The organism is Acinetobacter sp. YH12131 (genome assembly GCF_013418635.1).
Lineage (GTDB): Bacteria > Pseudomonadota > Gammaproteobacteria > Pseudomonadales > Moraxellaceae > Acinetobacter > Acinetobacter towneri.
In genome coordinates, this window is record NZ_VPBQ01000004.1 from 26,369 (window position 1) to 44,793 (window position 18,425).

The window sequence follows — 18,425 nt, forward strand, 5'->3', positions numbered from 1 at the left end:
GTTAGTACCGTTGCCAAACCGCGCTCAATTCTGTTTGTCCCATACGACTTAAATGATCAAGCACGACTTGTTCGAGGTAACTTAAATCTGTTTCAGTATTTTTTACCTGAATTTCAACTACAAGCTCATGTGTTTGGGGTATAAGTAGAATTGTGGCACTTGGCATCATAATTTGGTATTGGGTTGCGCTTTCTGCAACGTCAAATTTATGTTTCCAGTGGTTGAGTAGACGCTTGGCAATACGGCTTGCTTGCGTTGTTTGAATATGGGCAGAACTGTTTATCATCTGTTGAAACCAGCATGTTGTTCAAATGAGTAATGGTGTTCACCATAACAAAGCCAGACTGAAAGAACAGTGGAGTGCTGCAACAGAGCGTTGCGGAGATAGAATTATCAAATTGGCTGATCGACCTGAATCATCGAACTGAATGATCCAATCGTAACAGAATCCACCACACCAAGCAGTCTTTGCTATAATGCGCCACAATCCCAATATTTAGCTAGGTTCTCCCATGTCCAAGCCTTATTTAATTGCGCCGTCTATCTTATCTGCAGATTTTGCTCGTCTAGGCGAAGAAGTGGAAAATGTACTTCAGGCGGGTGCCGATGTGGTGCATTTTGATGTGATGGATAATCACTATGTACCGAATTTAACCTTCGGTGCAGGTGTATGTAAGGCATTGAAAAACTATGGCATTACTGCACCAATTGATGTGCATTTAATGGTGAAACCTGTAGACCGCATGATTGGTGATTTTCTAGAAGCGGGCGCAGACATTATCACGTTCCATCCTGAAGCTTCAGAGCATATTGACCGTTCATTGCAACTGATTAAATCGGGTGGGGCAAAAGCGGGTTTGGTCTTTAACCCTGCTACACCGCTGCATTATTTAGATTATGTACTTGATAAAGTTGATCAGATTTTACTCATGAGTGTGAACCCTGGTTTTGGTGGGCAAAAATTCATTCCAATGACTTTAGAGAAATTACGTCAGGCACGTCAAATCATTGATGCTTCAGGTCGTGATATCCGTTTAGAAGTCGATGGTGGTGTGGGACCTGCCAATATTCGTGAAATTGCAGAAGCGGGCGCAGATATGTTTGTTGCAGGCTCAGCAATTTTTGGCAAGCCAGACTATAAAACGGTGATTGATGAAATGCGTGCTGAATTGGCAAAAGTTGGCGCAGTCGAAGTATAAATTTCTACAATCACAAGTGCTTATGCTGTGGATAACTTTGTAGATAACCGTATGGATATCTATGTTGATAACACTATGGATAAGCCGATTAATTTATAAACATTTGTACATCAATTGTTTATGACTTATACAAAATAAGTATAAAAAGGATTCAGTCGAATCCTTTTTGTTTATTTTAAATACACTGAATTTATTGAGTATTTACTCAGTTAATTATAAAAATAAGTTGCTTAATATATAACTTGATTGTTTTAGTTGGCTTTTAAATCGCACGGATTCACTCTGTTTTTCAATGCAGAAGATATTGTGTATAAGTGGGGCTTGAATTATATTGAGTGCATTGTAGATTGTGGATTGTACTTGGCAAAAATGTTCAATTCTTGTGCAAGTTCAGGTCTGCATCTTTCATACTCAGGAATTTATTTAGTGCTGACTCAACCCTACAAACAAATGTGGTTTGTTGTCCTGATGGCATTTGTCATAGGGTGGAGTGGTATTGTTAGTGCTGCGGTAAAACCTGCACATGATTGGATGATGTCAAATCAGGCAGCAGGGTCTGAGATTCGACATTCTGCAACCGCAGCGAGTGAAATGACATCTTTGCCAGATTGTCATACCGCAGCTTTACAAACGCATCCTGAAACCAAGCAGCATATATCTGGGCATGATGCCAAGGCCAACCATCATCTCAGTCAGCACACATCCGCAACGGATACCGATTTAAATGCGGCAGATTGTTATGGCTCGGCTGATTTTTCTACTGCAAAGATGAATTGTCAGGACTGTGCGCAGTTGCATTGTCAAAGCTTAAACAGTGTGTTGAATGTGCAAGTCCCTGAACTGATTCAACCTGTAGCACTTTCATCTGTCAATATTCTGTTGCCTGCTTATCAAGCTCAACATTTACTTGGGCATTGGCAGCAAATTTTACGTCCACCCAAAGCTTAATCCTGAATTCAAAACACTTTTACGTTTTATTTTAAGGATTAAGTCATGTCTAAATTTTATCAGCCTGCGCTGTTTTTAACAGTCTGTGCATTGTGTTCGAGTTCTGCATTTGCTGCGGTCAAGGAATATCACCTGACCATTGCAGAACAAACGGTCAATATCACGGGAAAACCTGTTCAACGTATTACAGTCAATGGACAATTTCCCGCGCCTGCACTCGAATTTGAAGAAGGCGATGAGGCGGTAATTCACGTTAATAATCAATTAAAAAATCAGGACTCATCTATTCACTGGCATGGTTTATTGTTGCCCGGTTTGATGGATGGTGTGCCTGGATTTAATGGTTTTCAAGGGATTAAGCCACAAGGACATTTTGTTTATCAATTTAAAGTACGTCAAAGTGGTACCTATTGGTATCACGCACATTCCAAAGGTCAGGAACAAGATGGTCTATACGGCTCTTTGGTGATTCATCCTAAAGCCAAGCCAGCCGTAAACGCACATGAATACACAGATCGTGATTATGTGGTGATGCTGTCAGATTTTCATGAAAAATCTAGCAATCAAATTCAGAAAGATTTAAAAATTTCAGCCGAGTTTTATCAAAATCAGCGTGAAACCTTAGGTGATGTTTGGCGTCAAGTACAGCGTGATGGGCTAAAAGCCACATGGTCAGACCGCAAAATGTGGAATCAGATGCGCATGCTGAAAACCGACCTTTCCGATGTCACAGGCTATACTTTTTTAATGAATGGCAAGACACCTGAACAGCACTGGACAGGTGCATTCAAGCCAAATGAAAAAGTGCGTTTGCGCTTTATCAATGCCTCTGCCATGTCGTTTTATGATGTGCGGATTCCAAACTTAAAAATGACAGTGGTCAGTGCTGATGGTCAGCCAGTCAAACCTGTCACAGTGGATGAATTTCGTATAGGCACTGCGGAAACTTACGATGTGATTGTTGAACCTCAAGCAGCACACTATCAAATTGAAGCAGAATCGATAGACCGCTCGGGTTTTGCAGTGGGGAGCTTGCAGAGTGAATTTCATTCTGCAACATCAAATCTACAGCTACCGGCAGCGCGTCCGCGTGCTTTACTCACCATGCAAGATATGGGGCATGCCACAGAGCATTCAGGTGATGATCATTCCAAAATGAATCATGCATCAATGTCTGAGATGGATCATTCCAAGATGAGTCATGTTGCGATGTCTGAAATGAATCACTCCAAAATGAATCATGCGGTAATGTCTGAAATGCATCACTCTAAAATGAACCATGCAACGATGTCTGAAATGGATCATTCCAAAATGAATCATGCAGCGATGTCTGAAATGGATCATTCCAAAATGAATCATGCATCAATGTCTGAGCCGGATCACTCCAAAATGAACCACGCTGCAATGTCTGAAAATGCCAATACACAACATCGTATGCCTTCAGCAGAACACAAAAATGCGATGGTATATGGATGGGCGAATGCTTCTACACCTGCAGGGCATAGAGCCTTGCACTATGAAGATTTGAAATCGCTGCAGCCACAAGCAGATACACGTGAACCCAGCAGTGAATTGGTCGTGCGTTTAGGCGGTACGATGGAGCGTTATATCTGGACAATCAACGGTAAGAAATTTAGTGATGCCACACCACTCAAGGTGAAATATGGTGAGCGTATTCGGATTAAATTTATCAATGACAGCATGATGGCACATCCAATGCATTTACATGGCATGTTTATGCAGTTGGAAAATGGTCAAACGGCAGCAGAAATGCCGAATAAACACACCTTAATTGTGCCGCCAGGTCAAACTGTAACTGCACTGCTTACTGCAGATGAATTAGGTGAATGGGCAATACATTGTCATTTGCTCTATCACATGAGCGCGGGAATGATGAATAAATTGATTGTAGCGCAGGTGAGTGAAAATGAACCGCTTTCAACCACAGCAATTCAAGCCACTCAAACCCCTTCAGCGACAGCGCAAAAAGGAGCAGCACATGCACAACATTAATCTTTTTGCGAAAACAGTTTTAAGTATTTCTGTCTGCTGCATCAGTACAGTTGGGCTAGCAGCGACAGAGGTGCATAGTGCACATGCCAGTTCAGCAGAGATTGCAACAATTGCAGCTCAGGCTGATACTCAATCGCATCAATCGCATCAATCGCATCAATCGCATCAATCGCATCAATCGCATCAATCGCATCAATCCGATTCGTCCGTGCAAGAGTCGCAGTCACACGATCATCGTAAAGAACATGGTGCGCAGGTGTACGCGGTGAGCACTTTAGATACGCAATGGCAAGTGAATGATCATGCCGAGGGAGTGCTCAAATCTAAATTACAAACTCGTATCGGAACTGATGAAAACAAGTTGTTTGTGAAAATTCATAGCGATAAGCAAGAGTCACAAGCGACTGAATATGATGCCAAGTTGTTATACAGTCGTATGATTTCAGATTTTTGGGATGTGCAAGCAGGTGTGCGTTATCGACACGAAGTGAATCAGCAAGAGCATCAAACAGACCGAGAAGATAAGTTTGACGCTGTGTTTGGCTTACATGGTTTAGCTCCATATTTTTTTGAAACCGATGCTTATTTTTATTTGGGTGAGGATCAATGTGCGGCTTTGAGTTTGGAAACCACACGGGATCTGTTATTGACTCAGAAATTGATCGCACAGCCTTATTTAGATGTAGATGTTATTCTGCAGGATGATGCCAAATATGCGAAAAAAACAGGACTCAACCGCGCAGCTGTGGGTGTGGAAATGCGTTATGAAATCAGCAAGAACATCATGCCGTATATCAGTGCAGGTTATGAGTATACGAAAGGTGATCAACACACTGCTTGGCAGTCTGCAACCGATTCCGAGCAGAGCGGCTTATATGCGATAGGCTTGCGTTTCAGGTTTTAATGATTAGGGGTATTTATCAATGATTAAGTCAATGGATCGTTGCTGCTTCTAAATAGAATAGATTGTCCCTAAATACATAGGCTTGGTTTATACTGAGCCTATTGTATTTTTGGGTGTGGCGTATGTCTTCATCAACTCAAGATCCTCAATCGAATCAAGATAAAAACTTAGAAAACCAAAATCTAAACAATACTGGCTGTGGTTGTGATACGCAAAAAAATGTAAACCAGCCTTGTGCAACTGCGCCTACACACTCCAAGTCATGTGGCGATACAGGCTGTGGTTCGTCTTGCGATACAGAAAAAAGCTGTGCTGATCAAAATAGCTGTACATCTGCAACGACTGCCAAGACAGATAAAGCAACAATTTTGGATTCGGAACTTTTGAGTCCGTGGGTGAGTGCATACCATATTCCTAAAATGGATTGTGGCGCAGAAGAACAAATGGTGCGGATTGCTTTGGCAGATCATAATGATATTGCAGCCTTGTCTTTTGATTCACCTGCACGACTTTTAAAGGTTTATCACAGCAACCAATCTGCCACAGAAATTACCCATAAATTAGAAGCATTGGGTTTGGGTGCTGTGTTGCAACAGACTGAAGCCAATACACAAACTGAACTGCCTGTATCTAACAGCGCTGCACAACAAAAAGTGCTATATGCCTTGCTTGGTATTAATGCCGCTATGTTTTTGGTGGAATTAATTGCAGGTTTAATTGCATCTTCGACTGGGTTAATTGCTGACTCCTTAGATATGTTTGCCGATGCCGCCGTGTATGGTTTGGCTTTATTTGTCGTGGGTCAATCCGCCAAGAAACAGCTCAAAGCTGCACATTTGTCTGGTTGGGTACAACTGGGTTTGGCTGCACTGGTTATCTTTGATGTCCTGCGCCGTTTCTTCTTAGGCAGTGAGCCTGAATCCATGTTGATGATGGTCATTGGTGCTGTGGCATTGCTGGCAAACGTCACCTGTTTATGGCTAATTTCAGGGCATAAAGATGGTGGAACCCACATGCAAGCCAGTTATATTTTTTCCGCCAATGATGTGATTGTGAATTTAGGTGTGATTATCGCGGGCGGTTTGGTGATGCTGACAGGGTCGAATTATCCAGACCTGATTATTGGCTTAGGTGTGGCCATGTTTGTATTGAATGGTGCGCGCAAAATTTTAAGTTTAAAATAGACGGATCATCGCTGCGCGGTGGCTTAAATTGCAACAGGAGGAACGACCTCCCTTGTTTGGGTTTTTAGAAATAGTCAAAGTGACTGAACACTTGACAAGAAAAATCTTCAGGACGGCCTGATTTCATGCTATTGAAGGAGGGCGTTATGGCCTGGATGATGTTGATATTGGCGGGTATTTTTGAAGTGGTTTGGGCATACTCCATGAAGTTGTCTGACGGCTTTAGTAAATTAACGCCCAGTATCGTGACTATCTTTTTTATGATTTTAAGTTTTGCACTTTTGGCCTATGCCATGCGTACTTTGCCATTAGGCACGGCTTATACGATTTGGACAGGTATAGGCGCAGTCGGTTCATTTTTAGTCGGTATTTTTGTTTTAGGCGAACCTGCCAGTGCTATGCGTATGTTGGCTGCAGTTCTGATTATTTCAGGTTTGGTGCTTATGAAAATTTCATCCAGCTAACTTGGAATGCAGTCTTTTAGTGTGTACTCAATAACAGATCGGTTTGAGTTAAAAACAGGATGACCTGATACCCAACCTGCTTGAGGAGAAAAATAATGCAATTGGCATTTACTGAAATGGACACTCCTGTAGGCGTGCTTAAATTGGTGGCTCACGATCACGCATTGGTTGCGGTAATGTGGGATAACGAAGATCATAAACGGGTACGTTTAGCCAGTTTAGTTCGACAAGATGATCATCCAATTTTGCTCAAAACTCAGCAGCAACTCCAAGAGTATTTTGCAGGTCAGCGTCAGCAATTTGATGTGCCTCTTGATTTTGAAGGCACTGAATTTCAGAAGAAAGTCTGGCAGGCGTTATTAAGCATTCCTTTTGGGGAAACTCGTAGTTATAAGCAAATTGCCGAACAAGTTGGTAGTGAGAATGCGATGCGTGCCGTAGGGGCGGCAAATGGCAAAAATCCAATTTCGATTATTGCACCGTGTCATCGGGTGGTGGGTGCAAGTGGAAAATTGGTGGGCTTTGCAGGCGGGTTGGATAATAAAGCGATTTTGTTAAAGTTAGAATCTTCAACTTCAAAAGTTTAAATGACTGAGATTCAACAACAATTTTGATCAAAATAAAATAGAGCAGGGGAAATGTTAAAAACATTATTGTTGCAGTTTTGGTGGCTTATTCTGCTTGTTGCAGGTGTAGGGCTGATCAAAATTTTCAAACCTTTTCTAAAGGGAAAGGTGGGGGAACTCGCAGTAAGTACGCATGTGAAGTTGTATTTAGATGAACGTTATATCTTGTTGAATGATGTAACTTTGCCTGATGAGTTCGCAGGAACAACTCAAATAGATCATATTTTATTGAGTCCTTTTGGGGTTTTTGTGATTGAAACAAAAAACTATAAAGGCTGGATTTTTGGTGGAGAACGCCAAAAAGTATGGACACAAAAAATTTATAAAAAGACCTACAAGTTTCAAAATCCTGTCTATCAGAACTATAAGCATATAAAAGTTTTGGAATCAGTATTGAGCGATATTGTCGAGCCTGAATATCTGCATTCTGTGATTGTATTTATGCCAGACTGTGAGTTTAAGACCTCTTTGCCCAACAATGTTTTTAAAGGCAGTGCATGGGTTGAGTATGTCAAAGGTTTTCGGCATGAAGTCATTTCACCGATGAAACTGAAACGTATTCAGCTGAGAATTGAAAAAGAACTACTTGATAAGTCTTGGAAAACCAATCGTCAACATGTCGAAAATTTGAAACAACGGCACGAACGTTAAAAAGTTGCAATGAAAAACCCTGATACAAGGTGATCAGGGTTTGAAGGAGTTGAACGATAAGCACTAAAACCTTTTCGGAATTTTCTGTCCGTTCGGTACAGGCGTTTCCGCATATTTAAGCACACCAAACAACCAAGTTTCAGCATGTTGTACCGCTTGTTTCAGTTGATCTCCCATTGCCAAGCGCCCTGCAATAAAGCTCGCCAATGAACAGCCTGAACCGTGATATTCACCTTCAAGCCGTGGACAGCGGGTTTCTGAAACCATTTCATTGTTAATATACAGTGCATTACGAATATGATCAGGGGTATCTTCATGCCCACCTTTGACCAAAACGGCCTGCGCGCCCATTGCAAATAATTTAGCTGTTGCGCGTTCTAAATCATCTTCACCCGTTAAGGCACGTAATTCCACAGTATTTGGCGTGATTAAAGTCGCCAGTGGAATCAACTCGACAAATGCCTGAACCAAAGTCGCTTGATCACCTAAAGAACCACCACTATTGGCAACCAAAACAGGGTCAAGCACATATAAATAATCAGGATGTGCACGTAAAAAATCTGCCAGCGCTGCAATATTGTCAGTGGTGCCCAACATGCCCGACTTTACGACTTTAATGGGCAAATCATTCACCACCGCATTGGCTTGTGCCAATAACAACTCTTTCGAAGTGGCTTCAAAGCCAAACACTTGCTGAGAGTTTTGAATAGTCAGTGCTGTGCAGACAATCGCTGCATGTGCACCGCTATTGCCAACGGCTTCAATATCAGCCTGTAAACCAGCACCACCCGAAGGGTCTAAACCAGAAAAACATAGTACTGTTGGTCGCACACACATATCCTTAATTGCTTCTATTTACGTTAGTATAGGCAACTTTGGAGTAACACTCGATAGTCATTTAGGCACATAGGCTGACATTGTGATAAAGAACCTTTTAATTGATTTAGATGGCACGCTGACCGACCCGAAAGAGGGCATTACCGCTTCTGCACGTTATGGTTTGGCTAAGGTTGGACATCCTATTGCAGATACGGAAAATATTGATTGGATTATCGGGCCGCCCTTAAAAGCCTCTTTGGCAAAATTACTTCATGTAGATGTGCATGACGTATTGGCAGAGCAAGCCTTAGCAGGCTATCGAGAGCGTTTTGCTGCAACAGGCTTATTTGAAAATCATGTCTTTGAAGATGTTGCTGCAACATTGGCAGATTTAAAACAGCAAGGCTATCGACTGTTTTTAGCAACAGCCAAACCTGAAATTTATGCACGCCAAATTTTAGATCACTTCGATTTATTGCAATATTTTGAATATCCCTACGGTAGCGAACTAAATGGTGAGCGTACCAATAAAGCGGATTTAATTGCCTATATTTTGCAGCAAGAACAATTGCAACCTGAACAATGTTTAATGATTGGAGATCGTGAACACGATATTTTAGGTGCACGAGCCAATGGAGTCGATTGTGTTGCAGTCGAATACGGCTATGGTTCGGCTCAGGAGTTAGACTTGGCTGCACCAAAACATAGAATTCAGTGTTTTGCGCAAATTTTGTCGGTGCTTGAACAGTTATCTGGATGAGCGAGATGCTTACATCTGTTTGCATTTCTAGCGCAGTGTTATTGCAAAGATCGTGCTTCAATATTTAATTTGAATATTTAATTTTAATATTGAAAGAGGGTATGTGATGAAGATATTTAGTCAATCTATTGCAGTAGTAGCGGTTTCAATACTGATGACTGCATGTGCCAATCATGCTGCTACATCCACAACACCTACTGCGCAGGTCGAAATGTACACATCATTGCAACATCGACAGTGTGAGCCAGATTCAGGTTTAACCCTTACGGAAATTGTTCAGCGTTTACAGCAAGCACAGATTCAGGTGAAGCGGGCCAGTGTAGGTTCAGATGGGCGGATGTATGCACAGGTCTGTGGTGGTGCAGATGGAAAAATTGCTATTGTCACGATTCCTCAATCTCAGCAGAAACAAGCAGAAGCCTTAGGGTTTAAGTCTTATCACGCAATCCAATCTATCAAAAATAAATAAGGCTGAAGTCAATAAAAAACCTCAGTTCATATAGAGCTGAGGTTTTTTTCTAACTCAATTGCAATTGAGTTAAGTTGGACGTATCTAGATGTTGAGGTTTAACGCTTAGAATTGCGGCTTAACCACCACTAAAATCACAATTGCCAGTAACAAAACTGTTGGCATTTCATTGAAGAATCGCCAGAACTTGTGTGATTTATAATGCGCATTGCCAATCAGTTTTTGGCGGTAATAGCCACAAACCAAATGGTAAATCACCAATAAACCGACCAATGCTACTTTCAGGTAAAACCATAACGCATCGTGGTAATTGCGGGTCGCATCGCCCCAATCTACCAAAAAGTGTGCCGTGATGAGGGTGGCAATCATAGACGGCCACATAATCCCTCGGTACAACTTGCGCTCCATGATTTCAAAACGCTGATGGCTCAGTGTATCTTCACTCATGGCATGGTAAACATATAAACGTGGTAAGTAGAACAATGCAGCGAACCAGCAAACCACGGCAATAATATGTAATGCTTTTACCCATAAAAAAGCATCAGAAGGTGCATCCATCGATCATCCTATGGAGATTATTCATCCCACTTCTTGAAAATAAGGCAGGCATTTACACCGCCAAAACCGAAACTGTTACTCATCACAGTATTCAATTTTGTGTCACGTTTTTCAAGTACGATATCAAATGCTTTCGCGCCTTCATCAAGTTCAGTGACGTTGATGTTTGGTGCAATGAAGTCGTTTTGCATCATCAAGACAGAATAAATTGCTTCTTGAACGCCTGCAGCACCCAAGCTGTGACCAGTCATTGACTTCGTTGAGCTAAGAGCAGGCACTTTACCTTCACCAAACGCACGTTCCATGGCTTTCAATTCAGTCACGTCGCCTGCTGGAGTAGAAGTACCATGTGTGTTCACATAGTCAATTGCGTCTACACCGTGTTGTTTCGCTTCGTCTAAAGCCATCAAGATACAACGTGTTGCACCTTCACCGCTTGGTGCAACCATGTCTGCACCGTCAGAGTTTGCAGCATACGCAACCACTTCAGCTAAAATATTTGCACCACGTGCTTGTGCGTGTTCAAGTGATTCAAGAACCACGAAACCACCACCACCTGCAATGACGAAACCATCACGGTCTGCAGAGTACGGACGAGATGCTGTTTCTGGTGTGTCGTTGTATTTAGAACACAAAGCACCCATCGCATCAAACAATAAGCTTTGTGACCAGTGATCTTCTTCACCGCCACCTGCAAGCATTAAATCTTGTTTACCCAATTGAATTAGGTTGTAGGCATAACCAATTGCATCGGCAGAAGTTGCGCATGCACTGGTAATTGAGTGCGCGATACCTTGTAATTTGAACGCAACACCCAAGTTTGCCGTAATGGTGTTCGACATGTTACGTGGTACGAAGAACGGGCCAATTTTACGTGCGCCTTTTTCTTCAAGTAGCTCAATCATTTCTGCAACAGATGCAGTTGAGTTACCGCCTGAACCACCCGCGATACCGTAACGTGGGTTGCCTGCTAAATCTACTTGCTTTAAGCCCGCATGTTCAATGGCATCTACTGCAGCGTTGTAAGCGTACATCGCACACACGCCCATAAAGCGTTTTAATTTACGGTCAATGTGGTTAAAGTTTTGTTCTGCTGCTGCACTTACGTGGCTTTTGAAATTAAGTTCAGCATAAGTTGGGTTGGAACGTGTCCCAGAAATACCGTTTTGTAAAGAATGAGTCACAGCTTCTAAAGTATTACCAATGCACGAGTTAATGCCCATGCCGGTGATTACAACACGTTTCATCTACAGATCCCTTTTATGGTGATAATGTTGAGCCGAACACCGTGACTGCCAAGCAATCGCTGATACGGTATGACTCATGTCTTACAATTGCGTTCATAATAGCAGAAAGAATTTTGAATTCTTATGGCAAATATGATGCCACTTTGCAGGGAAGATCAAACCGCAGCGAAGCGGTAAATGAGATGCAGGAAGCCAACCAAAAGATACACAATCATATTGAGATAAACTTAGACTACACCTAGTATCTACCCATAAATCATAGAAATTAAAAATGAGGAGTAAGAATGTCAGATTCCAAGAATAAACAATCAAGCGGATTCTTCTCGAATGCGATTGGGGTGGCTAAAAAGCTCAGCAGTACAGGCATCCATGTATTGCAGCAAGTTGCACCGGGTACTGTAGCGAAGGATGAGCACAGTGCAAAATCAGGGCAAATTATTGAAGGTCAGGCACGTAGTTTTAGTGCTTTTCAAGCGCGTCAGTATGACAATCCTCAACACATGCTCAGACAGCATGTGCCACAAGTTTCACGTCAGCTTTTAGGACGTCACTATAATCGCGTCAATCAGGTAGCGAGTTTTGTGTCGCCCGATTTTTCCGACAAAATTTCAGATTATTTATTTGATCAGCTGAATAGTTTTACCTCCAATATTAGCTCTGTTGATGATGTGCTTGATCAAGCAGGTGTGCGCGATTTAGAAGAATTGACTCAAGATGTAGATCGTTCTAAACGAATTAGTCAGGCACTTGCAGAACAAAATAAATGGATTGCATCACTGCAAGGCGCATTGACAGGTGCAACAGGAGTAATCGGTTCAACCATTGATGTGCCTGCATCTATTGTGATGTCTTTACGTACCATTTATCAGGTTGGGCGTGCCTACGGTTTTGAACTGAATAAAGACACCGAGCAAGAAATTGTTCAGTTTATTTTTAAACAAATTGATTTAGGCGTCATTGCAGAAAAGCAAGCAGTGTTGATGGGGCTAAAAACCTTATCTAATATGCTGCAAACTCATGATGTGCATCAATTACAAAATATGCTCGGTTCAAGCAATGATTATGAGGTATTAAAGAAATACTTCTTAAATGAGCAAGGTCAAGTCAAATGGCCGTGGTTGAATCATGTACCTAAGTTTTCCATGTTGAATAAACTCACGCCTGTAGCAACCGCATCGGTGAGTGCGGTATATAGCTGGAAATTAGTGGAAGATGTGCATCACAAGGCACAGCAAGTATTTTCCAATGCCCGTAGCTATTTAATTCAGCATAAAGACAGCAATTTATCTGCCATTCATGCGTATGAAAAATCGTTGGAATTGCTGGCACAGGCTGCGCCTAAACTCTTAGAGCAGTTGAAGGGCAATGAAGCCAAACATGCAGAGCAAGATGCATTAGTAGAGGGGCAAGAGAGAGCAGAATCTGCGCCGTCAGATGCTTTGCTGCAAACCGTATCAGACCATGAAAGTATCAGAACGGTAAAAGTGCAGAAAAAATCGAACAAAGTGGAAACAACTGCAGCACAACTCGATGAAAATATTCAGCAAGGTCTAGAAGAATTGGCAGATCAAATGCTAGAGCCACATGCTGAAGTTGCACCGCAAAAACCTGCTGTACCTGCAGAAGAAATTGATGAATATAGGCTGGAAGATGCTTTGGAGCCAGTGGAAGATTCAACTCAAGTGGCTGAAACTGTTTCGGAAAATCCAGTAACATCAAGCAAAGAAACTGCAAAGCAGGTTACAAAAAAGCCGAGAACTCGTACAAGTGCTCGCAAGCCAAAAGCTGAATAAAAACAAGTGATAAGTAGAAATTTGGTTGGTATTTTAACTGCCTATGAAATATTGACCATTTTTCTATCTTCGCTTACAATTGCATGCCCTCAAAAAGTAGTATGTTTTTGGGGCTTTTTATTAACGGGAGAATTGCCACATGGCAACAACAAATCAGTTGATCCGTAAGGGTCGTACGACTTTGGTTGAAAAATCAAAAGTTCCTGCGTTGAAGGCTTGTCCACAACGTCGTGGTGTTTGTACACGTGTTTACACAACTACACCTAAAAAACCTAACTCAGCAATGCGTAAAGTTTGCCGTGTTCGCTTAACTTCAGGTTTTGAAGTTTCTAGCTACATCGGTGGTGAAGGTCACAACCTACAAGAGCACAGTGTTGTTCTTATCCGTGGTGGTCGTGTTAAAGACTTACCAGGTGTACGTTACCATACCGTTCGTGGTTCTTTAGACTGTGCTGGCGTGAAAGATCGTAACCAGTCACGTTCTAAATACGGTGCTAAACGTCCTAAGAAATAATCTTTTAAAGATTAAACTCTTAGTTCGTAGAACTGCAATCCTTTATCGTCTCGCTTGTCTGATTTCTGCATTTAATTTTGTGAAATTCAAGCGACGTGTAGTAAGGCCAGCGAAATGCACACGACACTTTGTGCTACGGCTGGATCACCCTGAAGTGTCATATTTATAGGTAGTTTAAAATGCCAAGACGTCGCGTAGTCGCTGCTCGTGAAATCCTTCCGGATCCTAAATTCAGCAGCCAAACAATCGCTAAATTCATGAACCACGTAATGCAAGATGGTAAAAAGTCTATTGCTGAAAGTATCGTTTACGGTGCTTTAGACCGCGTTCAAGAAAAATCTAAAGTAGACCCAGTTGAATTTTTTGAAGCTACGCTTGAAAAAGTTCGTCCAATGGTCGAAGTAAAAGCACGCCGTGTTGGTGGTGCTACTTATCAAGTTCCTATGGAAGTACGCCCATCCCGTCGTACTGCTTTAGCGATGCGTTGGTTGGTAGATGCTGCTGCTAAGCGTTCTGAAAAAACTATGGCGTTACGTCTTGCTGGCGAGTTGCTTGATGCATCTGAAGGTAAAGGCGCAGCGATCAAAAAACGTGAAGATGTGCACCGTATGGCTGAAGCCAACAAAGCCTTCTCTCACTACCGTTTCTAAGCGGATAAAACAGGCCCTAATCAGGAGGGTGATGAATCAGTTGTCACTGAGTTGTCATCAAATCGCTTTAAGTTGCTAAGCAGCTTAAAGCGTCCTGTTTTAAACAACAAAATTTAGGAATGCTAGAAATCATGGCACGTCAAACCCCAATTTCTCGTTACCGTAACATTGGTATCTCTGCGCACATCGATGCGGGTAAAACAACAACTTCAGAACGTATTTTGTTCTATACAGGTGAAAGTCACAAACTTGGTGAAACTCACGAAGGTTCAGCAACAACTGACTGGATGGAACAAGAGCAAGAACGTGGTATTACTATTACCTCAGCAGCTGTAACATGCTTCTGGAAAGGTATGGGTAACCAATTTGACCAACACCGTATTAACGTAATTGACACACCGGGACACGTTGACTTCACAATTGAAGTTGAGCGTTCTATGCGTGTTCTTGACGGTGCATGTATGGTTTACTGTGCTGTAGGTGGTGTTCAACCGCAGTCTGAAACTGTATGGCGTCAAGCAAACAAATATAAAGTACCTCGTTTAGCGTTCGTTAACAAAATGGACCGTACTGGTGCAAACTTCTTCCGCGTAGTTGAACAAATGAAGACACGTTTGGGTGCTAACCCAGTGCCTATCGTTGTTCCAGTAGGCGCAGAAGACACATTTACAGGTGTTGTTGACTTAATCGAAATGAAGTCAATCATCTGGGATGAAGCTTCTCAAGGTATGAAGTTTGAATACGGCGAGATTCCAGCTGATCTTCAAGCAACTGCTGAAGAATGGCGTACTAACATGGTTGAAGCTGCTGCTGAAGCATCAGAAGAACTCATGGACAAGTACCTAGAAAATGGTGAACTTTCTAAAGAAGAAATCATTGCTGGTTTACGTCAACGTACATTAGCGGGTGAAATTCAACCTGCAATGTGTGGTTCTGCATTCAAAAACAAAGGTGTTCAACGTATGTTGGACGCAGTAATTGAATTCTTACCTGCACCAACTGACGTTGAAGCAATTAAAGGTATCTTAGACGACAAAGACGAAACTGAAGGTTCTCGTGAAGCGTCTGATGAAGCACCGTTTGCTGCGTTAGCGTTCAAAATCATGAACGACAAATTCGTTGGTAACTTAACGTTCGTACGTGTTTACTCAGGTGTTCTTAAAGCGGGTAGCCCGGTTTATAACCCAGTGAAAATGAAGCGTGAGCGTATTGGTCGTATCGTACAGATGCACGCAAATGACCGTCACGACATCGAAGAAATTCGTGCGGGTGATATCGCAGCGTGTGTAGGTCTTAAAGATACAACCACTGGTGATACATTGTGTGACGAAAACGCAGTGATTACACTAGAGCGTATGGAATTCCCAGAGCCAGTAATTGCATTGGCTGTTGAACCTAAGACTAAAGCTGACCAAGAAAAAATGTCAGTAGCTTTAGGTCGCTTGGCGAAAGAAGACCCTTCATTCCGCGTACGTACAGACGAAGAATCTGGCCAAACGATTATTGCGGGTATGGGTGAGCTTCACCTTGACATCATCGTTGACCGTATGAAGCGTGAATTCAACGTTGAAGCGAACATTGGTAAACCAATGGTTGCTTACCGTGAAACGATCAAAAAGTCTATCGAACAAGAAGGTAAGTTCGTACGTCAAACTGGTGGTAAAGGTAAATTCGGTCACGTATTCGTACGTTTAGAGCCGCTTGATCCTGAAGCTGGTAAAGATTACGAATTCGCTGAAGAAGTTGTAGGTGGTGTAGTACCTAAAGAATTCTTCGGTGCAGTAGACAAAGGTATTCAAGAACGTATGAAGAATGGTGTCTTGGCTGGTTACCCAGTTGTAGGCATTAAAGCTACATTGTTCGACGGTTCTTACCACGATGTCGACTCTGACGAATTATCGTTCAAAATGGCAGGTTCTTACGCATTCCGTGATGGTTTCATGAAAGCAGATCCTATCCTTCTTGAACCAATCATGAAAGTTGAAGTAGAAACTCCAGAAGACTACATGGGCGATATCATGGGTGACTTAAACCGTCGTCGTGGTATGGTTCAAGGTATGGACGACTTACCTGGCGGTACTAAAGCAATTCGTGCTGAAGTTCCACTTGCTGAGATGTTTGGTTACGCAACTCATATGCGTTCTATGTCTCAAGGTCGTGCGACTTACTCTATGGAATTTGCTAAATATGCTGAAACTCCACGTAACGTGGCTGATGGCATTATTGCTAAATTCCAGTCTGGTGGTAAAAAAGGTGACGACGAGTAATCTTTCGATTACTATAAGCGCAAACTAATTCATAGTTAAAAACCTAATGCTCATGGAGTGATCCTCCATGAGTCGTTTTAAAAAGGAAGATCTCATGGCTAAGGCTAAGTTCGAACGTAATAAGCCACACGTTAACGTGGGCACAATCGGTCACGTTGACCATGGTAAAACAACTTTAACAGCTGCAATTGCAACTGTATGTGCAAAAAAATTCGGTGGTGAAGCGAAAGACTACGCTGCAATCGACTCTGCACCAGAAGAAAAAGCACGTGGTATTACAATTAATACTTCTCACGTAGAATACGACTCTCCAACTCGTCACTACGCGCACGTAGACTGCCCAGGCCACGCCGACTATGTTAAAAACATGATCACTGGTGCTGCTCAGATGGACGGTGCGATCCTTGTTTGTTCAGCGACTGATGGTCCAATGCCACAAACTCGTGAACACATCCTTCTGTCTCGTCAGGTAGGTGTACCTTACATCATCGTATTCTTAAACAAATGCGATATCGTAGACGACGAAGAGTTAATCGAATTAGTTGAAATGGAAGTTCGTGAACTTCTTTCTACTTACGACTTCCCAGGCGATGACACTCCAGTAATCCGTGGTTCTGCTCTTGCAGCACTTAACGGTGAATCAGGTCAATACGGCGAAGACGCTGTTGTAGCTCTTGTTGAAGCGCTTGACACTTACATTCCAGAGCCAGTACGTGCAATCGACCAAGCATTCTTAATGCCAATCGAAGACGTATTCTCAATTTCTGGTCGTGGTACAGTAGTAACTGGCCGTGTTGAAACTGGTATCGTGAAAGTAGGCGAAGAAGTTGAAATCGTTGGTATCAAAGACACAGTTAAAACAACTGTAACTGGCGTAGAAATGTTCCGTAAACTTCTAGACGAAGGTCGTGCGGGTGAGAACTGTGGTGTTCTTCTACGTGGTACTAAGCGTGAAGACGTACAACGTGGTCAAGTACTTGCTAAACCAGGTACAATCAAGCCACACACTAAATTCGATGCGGAAGTATATGTACTTTCTAAAGAAGAAGGTGGTCGTCACACTCCATTCCTTAACGGTTACCGTCCACAATTCTATTTCCGTACAACTGACGTAACTGGTGCAATCCAGTTGAAAGAAGGCGTTGAAATGGTAATGCCAGGTGACAACGTAGAAATGTCAGTAGAATTAATCCACCCAATCGCAATGGACGCTGGTTTACGCTTCGCGATCCGTGAAGGTGGTCGTACTGTAGGTGCGGGTGTTGTTGCTAAAGTAACAGCATAATCGCTGTATAGTCTGAAAAAGCGCTCCATTTGGAGCGCTTTTTTTATGGTTATTTTTTATCTATATCACAAAAA

At 42.3% G+C, this 18,425-nt stretch carries 19 protein-coding genes; 15 read left to right on the forward strand and 4 right to left on the reverse strand.

What is annotated here, in order from left to right:
* Position 1: 1 nt before the first annotated feature.
* Positions 2 to 283, reverse strand: coding sequence for a DUF2218 domain-containing protein (locus FTU66_RS04405; RefSeq protein ID WP_026438437.1), 282 nt, complete (start codon positions 281 to 283; stop codon positions 2 to 4).
* A gap of 229 nt (positions 284 to 512) precedes the next feature.
* Between FTU66_RS04405 and rpe the strand changes: the two genes are divergently transcribed.
* From rpe to FTU66_RS04445, 8 genes are all read left to right on the forward strand, one after another.
* Entirely contained in the window at positions 513 to 1,199 is a 687-nt protein-coding gene (rpe, locus tag FTU66_RS04410) for a ribulose-phosphate 3-epimerase (RefSeq protein ID WP_004975246.1), read from the forward strand.
* Between the two features lie 426 nt (positions 1,200 to 1,625).
* Positions 1,626 to 2,147, forward strand: coding sequence for a hypothetical protein (locus FTU66_RS04415; RefSeq protein WP_373684816.1), 522 nt, complete (start codon positions 1,626 to 1,628; stop codon positions 2,145 to 2,147).
* Positions 2,148 to 2,192: 45 nt separating this feature from the next.
* Positions 2,193 to 4,160 carry a multicopper oxidase domain-containing protein gene (locus FTU66_RS04420; protein WP_180112380.1) on the forward strand — a complete coding sequence of 656 codons (1,968 nt, stop codon included), beginning with the start codon at positions 2,193 to 2,195 and terminating at the stop codon, positions 4,158 to 4,160.
* Positions 4,147 to 5,064, forward strand: coding sequence for a copper resistance protein B (locus FTU66_RS04425; protein ID WP_180112381.1), 918 nt, complete (start codon positions 4,147 to 4,149; stop codon positions 5,062 to 5,064). The genes FTU66_RS04420 and FTU66_RS04425 overlap by 14 nt, the downstream gene beginning before the upstream one ends.
* A gap of 122 nt (positions 5,065 to 5,186) precedes the next feature.
* Positions 5,187 to 6,248, forward strand: coding sequence for a cation transporter (locus FTU66_RS04430; RefSeq protein ID WP_180112382.1), 1,062 nt, complete (start codon positions 5,187 to 5,189; stop codon positions 6,246 to 6,248).
* Positions 6,249 to 6,394: 146 nt separating this feature from the next.
* The gene (gene sugE, locus FTU66_RS04435) at positions 6,395 to 6,712 is read left to right on the forward strand and encodes a quaternary ammonium compound efflux SMR transporter SugE (RefSeq protein ID WP_004975255.1); all 318 of its coding nucleotides are present in this window, start codon (positions 6,395 to 6,397) and stop codon (positions 6,710 to 6,712) included.
* A 95-nt stretch (positions 6,713 to 6,807) separates the two neighbouring features.
* The gene (locus FTU66_RS04440; protein ID WP_004975257.1) at positions 6,808 to 7,299 is read left to right on the forward strand and encodes a methylated-DNA--[protein]-cysteine S-methyltransferase; all 492 of its coding nucleotides are present in this window, start codon (positions 6,808 to 6,810) and stop codon (positions 7,297 to 7,299) included.
* Between the two features lie 51 nt (positions 7,300 to 7,350).
* Positions 7,351 to 7,989 (forward strand): nuclease-related domain-containing protein, encoded by a 639-nt coding sequence (locus tag FTU66_RS04445; RefSeq protein WP_004975258.1) that lies wholly within the window; start codon positions 7,351 to 7,353, stop codon positions 7,987 to 7,989.
* Between the two features lie 63 nt (positions 7,990 to 8,052).
* Here FTU66_RS04445 and FTU66_RS04450 read toward each other — a convergent pair whose 3' ends face one another.
* On the reverse strand, positions 8,053 to 8,820 hold the full coding sequence (locus FTU66_RS04450; protein ID WP_180112383.1) for a hydroxymethylpyrimidine/phosphomethylpyrimidine kinase: 768 nt from the start codon (positions 8,818 to 8,820) through the stop codon (positions 8,053 to 8,055).
* Positions 8,821 to 8,908: 88 nt separating this feature from the next.
* Here FTU66_RS04450 and FTU66_RS04455 point away from each other — a divergent pair, with 88 nt between their 5' ends.
* Complete coding sequence (locus tag FTU66_RS04455) at positions 8,909 to 9,568, forward strand: HAD-IA family hydrolase (protein WP_019837216.1); 660 nt, start codon at positions 8,909 to 8,911, stop codon at positions 9,566 to 9,568.
* A gap of 106 nt (positions 9,569 to 9,674) precedes the next feature.
* Complete coding sequence (locus FTU66_RS04460; RefSeq protein WP_180112384.1) at positions 9,675 to 10,037, forward strand: hypothetical protein; 363 nt, start codon at positions 9,675 to 9,677, stop codon at positions 10,035 to 10,037.
* 105 nt (positions 10,038 to 10,142) lie between these two features.
* Here FTU66_RS04460 and hemJ read toward each other — a convergent pair whose 3' ends face one another.
* Together hemJ and FTU66_RS04470 are read right to left on the reverse strand one after the other, a co-directional pair.
* Entirely contained in the window at positions 10,143 to 10,595 is a 453-nt protein-coding gene (gene hemJ / locus FTU66_RS04465; protein ID WP_004975266.1) for a protoporphyrinogen oxidase HemJ, read from the reverse strand.
* A gap of 17 nt (positions 10,596 to 10,612) precedes the next feature.
* Positions 10,613 to 11,842 carry a beta-ketoacyl synthase N-terminal-like domain-containing protein gene (locus tag FTU66_RS04470; protein ID WP_180038141.1) on the reverse strand — a complete coding sequence of 410 codons (1,230 nt, stop codon included), beginning with the start codon at positions 11,840 to 11,842 and terminating at the stop codon, positions 10,613 to 10,615.
* A 284-nt stretch (positions 11,843 to 12,126) separates the two neighbouring features.
* On the opposite strand from FTU66_RS04470, the gene FTU66_RS04475 reads away from it, so the two are divergent.
* The 5 genes from FTU66_RS04475 to tuf all read left to right on the forward strand — a co-directional run bounded on the left by FTU66_RS04475 (position 12,127) and on the right by tuf (position 18,351).
* Positions 12,127 to 13,635: an EcsC family protein gene (locus FTU66_RS04475; RefSeq protein WP_167846213.1), complete on the forward strand. Its 1,509-nt coding sequence runs from the start codon at positions 12,127 to 12,129 to the stop codon at positions 13,633 to 13,635.
* 139 nt (positions 13,636 to 13,774) lie between these two features.
* A complete protein-coding gene (gene rpsL / locus FTU66_RS04480) occupies positions 13,775 to 14,149 on the forward strand; it encodes a 30S ribosomal protein S12 (RefSeq protein WP_000246374.1) in 375 nt (124 codons plus the stop codon).
* Between the two features lie 179 nt (positions 14,150 to 14,328).
* Positions 14,329 to 14,799 carry a 30S ribosomal protein S7 gene (gene rpsG, locus FTU66_RS04485; protein ID WP_004975277.1) on the forward strand — a complete coding sequence of 157 codons (471 nt, stop codon included), beginning with the start codon at positions 14,329 to 14,331 and terminating at the stop codon, positions 14,797 to 14,799.
* 131 nt (positions 14,800 to 14,930) lie between these two features.
* A complete protein-coding gene (fusA, locus tag FTU66_RS04490) occupies positions 14,931 to 17,066 on the forward strand; it encodes an elongation factor G (RefSeq protein ID WP_179990306.1) in 2,136 nt (711 codons plus the stop codon).
* 94 nt (positions 17,067 to 17,160) lie between these two features.
* Positions 17,161 to 18,351, forward strand: coding sequence for an elongation factor Tu (gene tuf / locus FTU66_RS04495; RefSeq protein WP_179989672.1), 1,191 nt, complete (start codon positions 17,161 to 17,163; stop codon positions 18,349 to 18,351).
* The last annotated feature ends 74 nt before the right edge of the window (positions 18,352 to 18,425 follow it).